Here is a 14,983-nt window from a genome sequence, read left to right as displayed (position 1 = left end):
AGCCGAACGGGGCGGTGCGGCGATCCGACAAGCCCCCTCGCCACAGGTAAGTGGTCCTGACCAAGAATGAACAGTTTAGATCTGCGGCACCACCTCCCGGCCAAGCAGCGCCACCACGGCGTCCAGGCACTCATCCTGCTGCAGGATATCGAAGTGCCCGGCCATTACCGTTTGCACCTGATGCAGCCGCGGTTGCTGGCGTTCGAGCGTGGCGCGTTCGGCCGTCGGGTTGCCGTCGGCCCACCAGCAATGCAGCCCGGCTTGCGGAATCGGCAGGGTGTCGACTTGCCGCGACAGGGCCTTCAAGCGTGTGCTGACCATGAACGTCTGGGCCAGTTCATCGGCACCGAGCAGCGCATATCCGCTGGCCTGATCGCTTTGGCTGTTGATCACCGCGCGAATGATCCGCGCCACGGCATCGTGGTCCCCCGCCGACTCGGTACTCAACGCCCGGGCGATCACCTCGCCATCCATGCCCAAGGCTGCACCGAGGAACTCGGCCAGATCCACTCGCCACTCATCCGCACTGGCAACGGCATTGGCCTGGGTCGGTACAAAGCTGTCCACCAGACCGACGAATGCCACGCGCTGGCCCTGCTGTTCGAACAGCTCACTCACCAGCAACGCCAACGCCCCGCCCAGCGACCAGCCCAGCACATGGTACGGCCCCTGGGGTTGTCTGGCGCGGATCGCCTCGACGTAGTCGGCGGCCATCTGCGAAAGCGAGGTGTCGTGCCACTGCCGGTCGAGCAGCATCCGGCATTGCACGCCGTACACCGTGCGCTCGCCATCCAGGCGCCGGGCCAACGGCTCGTAATCGAACACCGTGCCGAAACCGGCGTGCAGGCAGAACAATGCCGGCTGATCCGCTATCACCTGATTGAGCAGCAACAGCGGTTGCGGGCTCTGGCGCACGGGCTGCTCGTCGACACCGGACAACCCGGCAATTGTCGGCTTGGCCATCATGTCGCGCAGCTTGATCTGGAAATCCGGCGCGTTCAGCGCACGCACTTTCGAGATCACCTTGAGGGTGCGCAGCGAATCGCCGCCCAACTCGAAGAAGTTGTCGGTGATACCGACCTTCTCGATGCCCAGCACCTGTTGCCAGATGTCCGCCAGCGCCCATTCCAGCGGCGTGCGCGGGGCCACGTAGTCGCGGCCGGTGAAGGCCGGATCCGGCAGGGCCTTGCGGTCAAGCTTGCCGTTGGGCGTCAGCGGGAAGCGCGGCAGCACCACGACCTGCGTCGGCACCATGTAGTCGGGCAGGCTTTCGCGCAATGCCGCCTGGCAACGCGGGCCGAGGCCATCATCTTGCGCAACCACATAGCCCACCAGTTGCGGCCCCTGGCCGTTGTCCCGCACGACCACCAGCGCATCGTTGACCCCGGCCTGCTCGCGCAAGCGGGCTTCGATTTCGCCCAGTTCGATGCGGAAACCGCGCACCTTGACCTGATGGTCGATGCGCCCGACGTAGTCGAACACGCCATCCTCGCGACGGCGCACCAGGTCACCGGTGCGGTACAGGCGCCCGCCTTCAGGGCTGAACGGATCGGCGACGAAGCGCTCGGCGCTCTGCCACGGATGACGATGGTAACCGCGCGCGACACCCCGTCCGCCGATGTACAGCTCGCCGACCATGCCCACCGGCAGCGGGTTGAGGTCCATGTCCAGCACGTGCAGGCTGCGGCTGCCGACGCGTTGGCCAATCGGCGCGTACATCGCCTGGCAATGGCCGTCGGCAGCGATCTTCCACAGCAGCGGCGTGACCACGGTTTCCGTCGGGCCGTAGCCGTTGACCAGGTATTGCGGCTTGAGTGTGTGCTTGACCCGCTCGAACGTGGCGTCCGGCACCGCATCGCCACCGAAGCAGTAGATGCGCACCGGCGGCGGATCACCGCCCTGCAGTTCGGCGTGCTCGGCCAGTTGCAGCAGGTACGCCGGGGGGAAGCAGGCGACGCTGATGCGCTGGCGGTGCAGCACGGCCAGGGTCTGTTCGGCGGTCCACAGCGTATTGTCGCGAATGACCAGGGTCGAGCCGCTGATCAGCGCGGTGATCCAGCGTTCATGGGCGCCATCGAAGGCGAACGACATGAAGTGCAGTTCGCGGTTGCCCGGGTCCATCTCATACAGCTCGGCGATGGCCTGTACGTGCATGCTCAGGGGGCCGTGGGCGACGGCGACGCTCTTCGGTTTGCCGGTCGAACCGGAGGTGTAGATCAGGTAGGCCAGTTGCTCGGCGTGTACGGCGCACGGGGGCACCGCGACATCGATGTCGAGGTTCAATCGGTCCACCGCGATCGTGGCCGTGCCCGGATTCAACTGCGCGGTGTCGCGCAGCCGTTCCTGGGTCAGCAGCAGGCGCATGTCGCTGTCGGCCATCATGTAGCGCAGGCGTTCCTGCGGGTATTGCGGGTCCAGCGGCACGTAGGCGGCGCCGCACTTCATCACCGCCAGCAACGACACCACCAGCTCCAGCGAACGCTCCATGAACACGCCGATCACGTCTTCGGCCTGCACGCCTTGTTCCAGCAGATGCACCGCCAACGCATCGGAGCGCCGGTCCAGCTCGGCGTAGCTCAGGTGCTCGGCGTCGCGGTCGGCATAACTGAGCACCAGCGCCGTGTGATCCGGTTGCAGTCGCGCACGCTGACGGATCAGCTCGTGCACCGGTGTCTCGTCACCGTCCGCCACCACCGGCCGTTCGCCGTCCAGCGCCCGGCCTTCGTCCAGGGTCAGCAGGCCCAGCTCGCCGACGGCACGCCCGGCGTCGTCGCACAGGCGCTGCATCAGGCTTTCCATGTGGCCGCGCAGGATTTCGACGGTCGCCAGATCGAACTGGTCGCGCTGGTGCATGTACTCGATGCGCAGCCCCTCGTCGAGGCTGACCATCAGGTCCATGGCGAAGCTGGTCAGGCCGAAGTCGGACACGTCTTCGAAGCGCAGCGAGTCGCCGTTCCATTCGCGCAGGGTGCGGTCCACCGGCTGGTTTTCGAAGACGATGATGCTGTCGAACAACGACTGTCCGCCCTGCCCGGCCCAGCGCTGGATATCGCTCAGCGGGGTTTGCTGGAAGTCGCGGATGTCGAGGTTGTAGGCCTGGATTTCGCGCAGCCAGTCACCGACGCGGGCCTCGGTCGGCACGCTGTTGACCACCGGCAAGGTGTTGATGAACAGCCCGAGCATGTTCTCGGAGCCGTTGAGGGTTTCCGGCCGCCCGGACACGGTGGCGCCGAACGTCACCGTGCGCTGGCCGGTGTAGCGCTGCAACAGCAGCAACCACGCGGCTTGCACCAGGGTGTTGAGCGTCACCTGCTGTTGCTGGGCAAACGCCTGCAAACGCGCAGTCTGCCCGGCACTCAGGTGCGTGTAGATCGCGTGGTAACCCGCTTGCGGCGCCTTGACCGGCAAGGCGCGGGCCAGGTGCGTGGCGCCTTCCAGGTTGGCGAGTTTGCCTTTCCAGAACACCTCGCTGGCCTCGGCGACTTGCTGGCCGAGCCAGTCGATGTAGTCACGATAGGCGGCCACCGGCTCGTGCTCATCGCCGCTGTAATGGCGCAGCACTTCACCGATCAGGCGTGACACGCTCCAACCGTCCATGAGGATGTGGTGGTACGTCCAGATCAGGCGATAGCGGTCGTCTTCCAGACGCACCAGCAACAGGCGCAACAAGGGGGCGCGGTTGAGCGAGAATCCGCGTTCGCGCTCCTCCTGGGCCAGTTGGCGGACGCGTTCAGGCTGATCATCCAGCCCGCGCCAGTCCAGCTCGGTCAGCAGCGCAGGCGCATTGCGCCGCACCACTTGCAGCGGTTCCTTGTCGCCTTCCCAGAGGAATGCGGTGCGCAGAATCCCGTGACGTTGGGCGGCATCGGCCCAGGCTTCGCGGAAGCGCGTGCCATCCACGCCGCGCACACCCACTTCGATCTGGTTGACGTACAGCCCCGAATCGCCGTCCTGCACCGAGTGGAAGAGCATGCCTTGCTGCATCGGCGACAGCGGATAAACGTCCTCGACTTCGTCCGCTGTCAGTTCCAGCGCCTGGTATTGCGCTTCACTCAGTTCGATTTTTGCTGCCGGTGCAACCACTGTCGGTACGGCTTGATCCGCCCCGACGGGTTGGGCGACCGTCGCCAGTTCGGCGAGGGTCGGATGGCTGAACACATGCTTGGGCGAAATGCTCAAGCCGGCATTGCGTGCGCGGCTGACGACCTGGATCGAGACGATGGAATCGCCGCCCAGTTCGAAGAAGTTGTCGTGCATGCCCACTTGCGGCACTTCGAACAACGCCTGCCACACGGTTTGCAGCGTCGCTTCCACGGCACTGCGCGGCGCCACATACTCGCGAACCTGCTGGTCCGGCTGCGGCAATGCGCGGCGGTCGAGCTTGCCGTTGGGTGTCACCGGCAACTGATCGAGCAGCAGTATGTGGCTTGGCTGCATATGCTCGGGCAGCGCCTTGCGCAGGTGTTGCTTGAGTGGCTCAAGGTCCGCATGACCGACAACGTAAGCCACCAATTGCTTGGACTTGCCAACGTCCAGGGCGATCACCACGGCTTCGCGTACCTGTGGATGCTCCAGCAGGCAGGCTTCGATTTCCCCCAGCTCGATGCGCAAACCGCGGATCTTCACTTGATGGTCAATGCGGCCGACGTACTCGATCACGCCGTCCTCGCGATAGCGCGCCAGATCGCCGGTGCGGTACAGGCGCTCGCCCTGCTCACCGAACGGGCTGGCGACGAAGCGCTCGGCGGTCAGGTCCGGACGGTTGTGGTAACCACGGGCCAGGCCGATGCCGCCCAGGTACAGCTCGCCCACACAACCCTGCACCTGCGGTTGCAGGCTGTCGTCGAGGATGTAGGTCACCAGATTGGCAATCGGATAACCGATCGGCACGCTGAACCCGTCGTCATCGACACAGGTCCAGTGGGTCACGTCGATCGCCGCTTCGGTCGGGCCGTACAGGTTGTACAGGGCGACGTCCGGCAGGACGCGGAACAGGCTGTGCTGCAAGTCTGCCGACAAGGCTTCGCCGCTGCACATGATCTGCCGCAGGCTGGCGCAACGCTCGAAGCCTTCGCCCTGGACAAACGCCTGCAACATCGACGGCACGAAATGCAGGGTGCTGACCTGGTACTGCTCGATCAGGCTGACCAGTTGCGCCGGATCGCGATGGGCACCCGGTTCGGCCACGGCCAGCCGTGCGCCGGTCATCAGCGGCCAGAAGAACTCCCAGACCGACACGTCGAAACTGAACGGGGTTTTCTGCAACACGGTGTCGCGCCCGCCCAGCGGATAGGCGCCCTGCATCCACGCCAGGCGGTTGTACAAGGCATCGTGACGGTTGGCCGCGCCCTTGGGTTTGCCGGTGGAGCCGGAGGTATAGATCATGTAGGCCAGCGATTGCAGCTCGACCACGCAGGACAGGTTTTCGTCGCTCAGCCCTTCGAGCAGCGGCGCCATGTCGTCCAGGCAGATCGCCGTGGTGGCGGCCGGGATCGGCAACTGCTCAAGCAAATGACACTGGGTCAGCAGCAGGTGCACGCCACTGTCGTCGAACATGTGCTCCAGGCGTTCACGCGGGTAATCCGGGTCCAGCGGCACGTAGGCGCCACCGGCCTTCATGATCGCCAGCAAGCCGATCACCAGTTCCAGCGAGCGCTCGGCAGCGATGCCCACCAACACTTCGGCGCCCACACCCTGGCGGCGCAACAGGTGCGCCAGGCGGTTGGCCTGTTGGTTGAGCTGGCGATAACTCAGGGTCCGGCCGGCAAACACCAGGGCCGGGGCCTCCGGGGTTTGCAGCACCTGGGCTTCGAAGCACTGGTAGACCGGGCGCACATCCCCCCAGGCCTGCACCGTGCGGTTGAAGCCTTCGACCTGCTGCGCCGTTTGCACGGCATCGAGCAGGCTCAAGCGCCCCAATGGCTGCTGCGGCGCGCAGACCATGGCATCGAGCAACGCCACCAGCCGAGTGCTCAAACCCTCGATGGCCTCGGCACTGAACAGCGCCGTGTCGTAGTTGAAACGCAGGTCCAGGCATTCGCCCAGCTCGGCGGCAATGGCCAGCGGGAAACTGGTCTGGTCGTGGTGACGGATGCCGGAGAACTTCAGCGCGCTGCTGTTGCCCTCCTCCAACGCTTGCGCCACCGGGTAGTTTTCAAACACCAGCAGGGTGTCGAACAGCGCCTCGCCGGAATGACCGGCCCAGCGCTGCACGTCCGCCAGCGGCGTGTACTCGACTTCGCGCAACCTGAGGTTGAGCGCCTGGACTTCCTCGATCCATTGGCTGACCGTGCGCTCGGGGTGCGGCGTGGCGATCACCGGCAAGGTGTTGATGAACAACCCGATCTGCTGCTCGATGCCTTGCAGTTCACTCGGACGCCCCGACACCGTGGCGCCGAACGCCACCGTCGACTGGCCGGTGTAGCGCTGCAATATCAACAGCCATGCCGCTTGCAGCAGGGTGTTGGGCGTGACACGGGCCTGGCGGGCGAAACCGCTCAGACGCTCGGTGGCCGTGCGGTCCAGGCTGAGGTTCAGGGTGCGATGACCGCTGCACTGTCCTGCAACCGGACCCGGCAAGGCACCGGCCAGTCGCGTTGGCTCGGTGAACGCTTGCAATTGCTCCAGCCAGAAGGCTTTGCACGCAGCGCGGTCACGGGTGCCCAGCCAGCCCATGTAATCGCGATAACGACCGACGCTCGGCGCCGGCATGACGCCGGAGTAGCGCTGCAGCACTTCGCCAAACAACTGCGAGGTGCTCCAGCCGTCCAGCAGGATGTGGTGGTTGGTGAAGATCAGGTGATGGCTGTCATCGGCGGTCTGCACCAGGGTCAGGCGCAACAGCGGTGCAGCCGTCAGGTCGAAACCGCGCAGGCGATCGTCCTCGGCCAGTCGCTCCAGCGCGTGCGGTAGATCAGGCCGGTCGCGCCAGTCGAGCAGGGTCATCGGCAACGTGGCTTCGGCCAGGATCACTTGCAGCGGCCGCGAGCCATTGCTTTCGCTGAAAAACGCCGCGCGCAGCACTTCATGACGCTGCAGCGTCTGCTGCCAGGCATTGCCGAACGCCTCGACGTCCAGCCCCTGTACATCCACGCGCATCTGCGGCACATAGGCACCGGCATCCGGGGCGAACAGGCTGTGGAACAACATGCCTTGCTGCATCGGCGACAGCGGCAGGATGTCTTCGATGCGGCTGGCCGCCAGCGGCAAGGCATCGAGCTGCGCCTGATCGACGCGCACCAGCGGTACGTCGCTCGGGGTCAGGCCTCCGGCACCGCTCAGGCAATGCTCGATCAGCCGTTGCAACTCCATGGCATAGGCATCCGCCAGGTGCTGTACGGTTTGCGCTTTGAACAGGTCGCTACTGAAGGTCCAGCTCAAGCGCAGTTGGCCAGCGTAGACCTGGCCGTTGATGCTCAGGCCCCGGTCCAGCTCGGCCGAGGCGCCCTGCTCGGCACCGCCACTTTCCTTCGCCGGACGCCACGGCGCCTGCTCGTCGAAGCTGGCATCGAACTGGCCCATGTAGTTGAAGGTGACCTGGGGTGACGGCAGAGCCTCAAGGCCAGCCTCGGTCAGATAGCGCAGGATGCCGAAGCCGATGCCTTTGTCGGGCACGGCGCGCAGCTGTTCCTTGACCGCCTTGATGCTCGCGGCCAGGTCGTCGGCCGGGGTGAGCTTGACCGGGAAAATCGAGGTGAACCAGCCCAGGGTGCGGGTCAGGTCGATGTCGTCGAACAGGTCTTCGCGGCCGTGGCCTTCCAGTTTGACCAGGGTCGACGATTGACCGGTCCATTGGCCCAATACCCGCGCCAGTGCCGTCAGCAACAGGTCGTTGACCTGGGTGCGGTAAGCCGCCGGAGCGTCTTGCAGCAGTTGGCGGGTCAAGGTGCTGTCGAGCACGGTTTCCACGCTGATGGCGTGCCGGCTGGCCAGGCTGCCTTGCGGGTTATCCGCCGGCAGTTGCACCGCGACGTCGTGGTACTGGGCTTGCCAGTAAGCGGCTTGCTGCGCCAGCGCCGGGCTTTGCGCATGGCGTTGCAAACGTGCGGTCCAGGCCTGATAGGCGCTGGTCTTGGCCGGCAGGCGCAGCGGCTCGGCCTGACGTGCCTGAGCGTAAGCGGCTTGCAGGTCTTCGAGCAGCAGACGCCAGGAAACGCCGTCCACCGCCAGGTGATGCACCACCAGCAACAGGCGCTGGCCTGCCGTACCCATGTCCACCAACAAGGCACGCAGCAGCGGGCCGTCCTGCAAGTTCAGGCTCGCCTGTGCGGCGTCGCACAGTTCAAGCAGTTCATCGGCATCGGCGGCCTGGCGCTGCCACAGCACATCAGCGCTGCTCCACTGCTCGGCTTGTGCCTGTTGCCAGACACCATCGACCTGATGCAAACGCAGGCGCAATGCGTCGTGATGTTCCAGCAAGGCCGCCAGCGCCTGTTGCAGGCAGCCGCTGTCCAGCGGCTCGTGCAGTTCCAGCAATACCGACTGGTTCCAGTGATGGCGGGCCTCGATGCCTTGTTCGAAGAACCAGTGCTGGATCGGCGTCAGCAATACGTCACCGCGCACCGGCCCCTGATCGATGACCAGCCCGGCGCTGCGCACGGCGACCTTCGCCAGACTCTGCACGGTCTGGTGCTGGAACAGGTCGCGCGGGGTGATGCGAATCCCGGCCTGACGCGCGCGGCTGACCACCTGGATGGAGATGATCGAGTCACCGCCCAGCTCGAAGAAGTTGTCATCGATGCCTACGCGCTCGAGCTTGAGCACGTCTTGCCAGATCGCCGCCAGCTCGGTCTGCATGTCATCCATCGGCGCCGTGTAAGCCTGCTGCGCCAGCGCCGCATCAGGCTTGGGCAATGCGTTGCGATCCAGCTTGCCGTTGCTGGTCAGCGGCCAGTGCTCGAGTCTGATCAGGTGTGCCGGCACCATGTAGTCCGGCAAACCGCCCTGCAAATGTTCGCGCAGGGACTGGCGCAAATCCTTGTCGTCGTTGCTCGCGGTGAACCACGCCACCAGTTGCTGGCTGCCGTTGACCTGCGGTGCCAGGACCAGCGCCTGCTCGATGGCCGGGTGGCTTTGCAGGCGCTCCTGGATTTCCCCCAGTTCGATGCGAAAGCCACGGATCTTCACTTGATGGTCGATACGCCCGGCGTACTCGATGCTGCCATCGGCGCAATAACGCGCCAGGTCGCCGGTGCGATACAGGCGTGCGCCCGGCTCAGCGGCGAACAGGTCCGGCACAAAGCGCGTGGCGGTCAGGTCGGCACGCTGGTGATAACCCCGGGCCAGACCGGCACCGCCGACGTACAGCTCACCGACGCAGCCCTTGGCCACCGGGTTCAGGCGCGGGTCGAGCACGTACCAGAGCAGATCGCTGATCGGCTCGCCCAGCGGCGAGCTGTTGGCGCTATCGAGGTCGGCGCGGGACAGCGGGCGGTAGGTCACGTGCACCGTGGTTTCGGTGATGCCGTACATATTGATCAGCAATGGCTGCCGGTCGTCGAAGGCGTCGTACCACGGCCGCAGGCTGGCCACGTCCAGCGCCTCGCCACCGAACACCACGTAACGCAGGGCCATGCCTGGCGCGTTGGCGCAGGCGAACGGCATCAACTGGCGGAAGGCCGAGGGGGTCTGGTTGAGTACCGTGACACCTTCATCACTGAGCAAGCGGGCGAAGTCTTCCGGGGAGCGGCTGACCGCGTGCGGCACGACCACCAGCTTGCCGCCGTAGAACAGCGCGCCAAAGATTTCCCATACGGAAAAGTCGAAGGCATAGGAATGGAACAGGCTCCAGACGTCGTCCGCATGGAAACCGAACCAGTGCCCGGTGGCGCTGAACAGGCGGGTCAGGTTGCTGTGGGGCAGCAGCGTGCCCTTGGGTTTGCCGGTGGAGCCGGAGGTGTAGATGACGTAGGCCAGGTTCGCGGCAGCGGTCAGGTTCGGCAGGTTGTCGGCGCTGGCCTCATCGAGCCAGTCGCTGGCGTGATCGAGACAGATCACTTCAATGCCTTCGTCCAACGGCAGGCGCGGCATCAGTGCCGAATCGGTCAGCAACAGGCGCGTGCCGCTGTCGGCGAGCATGTAGGCCAGGCGATCCTGCGGGTAATCCGGGTCCAGCGGCACATAGGCGCCACCGGCCTTGAGGATCGCCAGCAGGCTGACGATCATCTCCAGCGAGCGCTCCAGGGCGGTGCCCACCAACACGTCCGGGCCGACACCGCGCTCGCGCAGACGATGGGCGATGCGGTTGGCGCGGCTGTTCAGTTCGGCGTAAGTGAGGGTGATGCCCTCGCAGGTCACGGCAATGTTGTGCGGGTGCGCGGCGGCCTGGGCCTCGATCAGTTGATGGGCACACAGGGCATTCGCAGCTTCTGGCGCGTTGATTTCGGCGCTGCGATTCCAGTCCAGCAAGGTGGCTTGCTGCTCGGAGGCGTCGAGCATGCTCAGGTCGGCCAAGGCCACATCGCCGTCGATGCAGATGGCCTGCAACAGGTTCAGCCAGTGGCGGCCGAGACGCTCGATGGTCGCGGCGTCGAACAGTTCGGTGGCGTAGACGAACGACGCGTGGATGCCCTCGTCGCTTTCGACGGTGTCGAGCATCAGGTCGAACTTGGTGGTCTTTTCGTCCCAGATCAGCGGTTCGACGCTCAGGCCCGGCAAGTCCCAGCGTTGCGGATCGCCACTGTCGCGCTGGTGGTTGAACATCACCTGGAACAACGGCGTGTGGCTCAGGCTACGCTCCACGCCCAGGCCATCGACCAGTTGCTCGAACGGCAGGTCCTGATGGGCCTGCGCGCCGAGTGCCGCGGCCTTGACCTCGGCCAGCAATTGCACAAACGGCTGGTCGGCCCGGGGCTGGCTGCGCAGCACCTGGGTGTTGACGAAAAAGCCCAGCAGGTTTTCCACGTCCTGGCGGGTACGGTTGGCAATCGGCACGCCGACGCGAATGTCCTGTTCGCCGCTGTAGCGATGCAACAGCGTCTGCAACGCTGCCATCAGCAGCATGAACAGGGTGCAGCCTTCGCGGCGGGCCAGCTCGCGCAGTTGCGCAGTCAACGCAGCGGGAATTTTCAGCTCGACGCTGGCGCCCTGCTGGCTCGGGATCGCCGGGCGACGGCGGTCGGTCGGCAGGTTCAGCGGTGGATGCTCGTTGCCCAGCTGTTCGCGCCAGTAATCGAGCTGACGCTCGGCTTCACCGGCCTCCAGCCACAGGCGCTGCCAGCGGGCGAAGTCCGCGTATTGAATGCCTGGTTCCGGTAGCTGCGCGGTCTGCCCTGCACTGAGTTGTCCATAGACTTGGGTGAACTCCTGCAACAGGATCGGCAGCGAGCCGCCATCGGTGACGATGTGATGGAAGGTCAGCACCAGCACATGTTGCCGGGCATCGAGGCGGATCAAGCGGCAGCGCATCAACGGACCATGCTGCAGGTCGAACGGCTGCTCGGCGTTGAGGGCGATCTGGCGTTGCAGTTCGATGTCGTCGGTGGCAGTGGCCTCGACCAGCGGGGTGTCCATCTGCGGGTGGATGTGCTGCAGCACTTGCTGTTCGTCGAAGACGAACGTGGTGCGCAACACCTCATGACGTTGCACCAGGGTCGCCAGGGTCTGCGCCAATGCATCGCGGTTCAGCTCGCCATTGAGGCGGAAGGCACCGGTCAGGTTGTAGGCCGTGGCCTGGGGCTGCATCTGCCAGAGGAACCACAAGCGCTGCTGCGCGTAGGACGCCGGCAGCGTGTCGATGGTGCGGACCCGTGGCGGGATCGGCAGCAATTCCAGGGTCAGCCCCTGAGCGTGCATCTTTTCTTGCAACGCACGCCGGGCGTCCGCGCTCAAGCCGCAGAAACGCTGGGCCAGGGTCATCATTCTGTCCGGTGCAGCACTCATTGCGCGTGTTCCTCATCCACTTCGTCGAACAACGCTTCGAGGGCGTCTACGTCGTTTTCCTGGTGTTCACTTTGCTGGCGGAACTGCTCGATCTGCGCTGCCAGGCGTTCCAGGGTATCGCCGTCGAAAAACAGCTTGAGCGGGATCGCCAGGTTCAGTTCGTCCTGAATCCGCGCGCGAATGCGCGTGGCAAGCAGCGAGTGCCCGCCCAGTTCGAAGAAGCTGTCGTGCACGCCAACGCGCTCGACGTGCAGCGCTTCGGCCCAGATTGCCGCCAGTTTTTTTTCCAGGTCGTTGCGCGGCGCGACGAAGGCGCTGCGGCGCACATCGAGATCGAGCAAGGCCTGGCGATTGAGCTTGCCGTTGGGCATCAGCGGGAAACGCTCCAGCACCTGCAAGCGCGCCGGCTGCATGTGCTCGGGCAGCGCCTCGGCCAGATGGCTGCGCAACTCGTTGAGACGGAGGTCGGCGGTGTCGGCCGGGGACACCACGAAGCCCAGCAGCTGCGGGCCGGTCGGGGTTTCCCGGGCGATGACGGCGGCGTCCTCGATGCCCGGTGCGCTGCGCATGGCCGCTTCGATTTCACCCAGCTCGATGCGGAAGCCGCGGATTTTCACCTGGTGATCGACCCGGCCCAGATACTCCAGCACGCCATCGGCGCGATAGCGCGCCAGGTCCCCGGTGCGGTACAGGCGTTGGCCCGTCGCCTTTGCAAACAGGTCGGGGACAAAGCGCTCGGCCGTCAGCGTGGCACGCTGCAAGTAGCCCCGGGCAATGCCGGCACCGCCGACGTAGAGTTCACCCTCGACGCCCACGGCCACCGGTTGCAGGTCCGGGCCGAGCACGTGAATGCGCATGCCGGCAATCGGCTGGCCGATCGGGATGCTGTCGGCGTCCTGACCGGCCGGAAGCTCCCAGGCCGAGCACCACACGGTGCCTTCGGTCGGGCCGTATTCGTTGACCAGTGCCACCCCCGGCAATGCCTCGCGATGTCGCTGCACCAGGGCGTTGCTGCAGGCTTCACCGGCAACGATGACGCAGGCCAGGGCCTGTTGATCGAGGTGTTCGAGAATCTGTGCGTGATACGACGGCAAGGTCAGGTAATGGGAAACCTCTTCGCGCTGGATCAACGCCGCGAGTTGCGCCGGATCCTTATAGCTGTCCTCGTCCGGCAGGCACAGGGTCGCGCCCTGCCCCAGCGCCCAGAAAACCCCGGCCACCGAACTGTCGAAGGAGAACGACGAGAGCATCAGGAACGCACGCAGCGGCTGGTGATAAAACCCAGTGCGCGCCAGGGTCGAGGCCACGGCGTTGGCATGACTGATCATCACGCCCTTGGGTTTGCCGGTGGAACCGGAGGTGTAGATGACGTAGGCCAGGTTGGCGCTGTCGCCCTGAGGCGCAGGTTCGGTTTGCGCGGCGGCCCAGACGTCGGCCCCCGGCATCAGGGAAATTATCCGTTCATGACGCAATGCATCCGGCAGCGGCTGGCAGGCCAGCAGCTGGCGCGCGCCGGTATCGGCGAGCATGAACGCCAGGCGCTCGATCGGGTAGTTCGGGTCCAGCGGCAAGTACGCAGCGCCCGCCTTGAGCGTACCCAACAAGGCAATGACGATTTCCAGCGAGCGCTGGCCGTAGACCGCCACGATTTCATCCGCCGCCACGCCTTGGGCGCGCAGGGTATTGGCCACCTGGTTGGCGCGCGCATCCAGCTCGGCATAGGTCAGGCGCTGACCGTTGATACTCAGGGCGATGCGTTGCGGATGCTGGCGCGTCTGTTCGCTGAACAACTCCTGCAGGAAGCGGCACGGCAAGGCCTGCCCGGTGGCGTTCGGGTTGAAGCCTTCGATCAGGCGGGTCCGTTGTGCCGCATTGAGCAGATTTGCCTGAGCCAGGGTCAGCTCGGGCGATGCCAGCAATTGACGGCTGAACTCGACAAACTGCTCCAGCCATTCGGCCAGCATCGACTCCGGCAGCGCACCGTCGAGACACGACAACTGCAACTGCTCGCCCTGAACACGCAGGCGCAAGACTTCGGGGTTGGCGTCGTCCACCTCGATGTCGGCTTCAATGGCGGCTTGATAGACGAAGCCGTAACGCAGCGGCGCGGTGCCTTCGGCGCTCAGTTCGAACTCGTTGAGGCAGTCGAGCCAGGACAGCGACTGCTCAACGCTGGCCGCAAAGGTGGCCAAGGCCTGTGCCAGTGTCTGCTGGCTACGGTGTTCGAAGGCCACCGGCAGACGCCGGGCGAAACGGCCGAGGGTGACGGCGGTCTGCTCGTTACGACCGTCCACCTGCCAGCCCATCAGCAGTTTTTCCTGCTGGCCGATGCGTGCAACGAACGCGGTCCACAGCAACAGCGCCAATTGCTCCGACTCGACGCCCGCTTCAACAGCGGCCCGTTGCACGCCAGCCAACCAAGGGGCGTCAATCAAGGTGGCCCGACGACGAACCAAGGTGACATCGAGCGCTTTTTCGAAGGGCAAGCGGTGGACCACGGCGAACTGCTGTTGCAGGTTGCGCCAGAACGCGGTGCCCTGGTGGCCGATGTCTTCTTCGCGCAGCGCTTGCTGCCAGGCGCTGTAGTCCAGGTATTGCAGCGCGTCCTCGTCTTCGACCAGGGGTTCGCCGCGCAACAGACTGGCGAGTTCAGCCGACAGCACCCGCAGCGAGGCCTCGTCGAAGCTGCACGCCGGGGCCAGCAGAGTGACGATGGATTGCCCTGCTTCGCCCTCGACCTGTGCCACCACCAGCACTTGATTCAAATCTTCAACCAAGACTTCACGGCTGCGGCTCAAGGCCTCCGTCACCGAAGGCTGGTCGCCCAGCACTGTCAGTGGCAGCGCTTCGCACAGGCTCTGCACCGGCCACTTCATGCCCGGCAGGCGGCGGTACACCGTGCGCAGGGTTTCGTGACGCCGGCCCAGTGTCTCCAGCGCCGCCCGTAACGCCCGGGCAGTCACCGGCCTGGCGACCGGCAATGTCAAGGCGGCGAACAGCGGCTGGGCGCCCAGTTCCTGGACGCGCAAATAAAAGGCCTGCTGGGCCGAAGTCTGGAAGACGTCTACCGAAGGTTCGAGGGCGGTGGTGTTCATGTCGGGTG

2 protein-coding genes are annotated in these 14,983 nt (G+C 65.3%); both read right to left on the bottom strand.

From position 1 onward, the window contains the following. Positions 1–75: 75 nt before the first annotated feature. The gene (locus tag AB7M25_RS09395; protein WP_454237200.1) at positions 76–11,880 is read right to left on the bottom strand and encodes an amino acid adenylation domain-containing protein; all 11,805 of its coding nucleotides are present in this window, start codon (positions 11,878–11,880) and stop codon (positions 76–78) included. Next, complete coding sequence (locus tag AB7M25_RS09390; protein WP_454237199.1) at positions 11,877–14,975, bottom strand: non-ribosomal peptide synthetase; 3,099 nt, start codon at positions 14,973–14,975, stop codon at positions 11,877–11,879. Before AB7M25_RS09390 ends, AB7M25_RS09395 begins: the two co-directional genes overlap by 4 nt. Positions 14,976–14,983: the final 8 nt, after the last annotated feature.

The organism is Pseudomonas sp. AP3_22 TE3818, assembly GCF_053628995.1.
The sequence above is the reverse complement of the archived record's forward strand: the minus strand, read 5'-3'. Positions and strand labels throughout refer to the sequence as shown.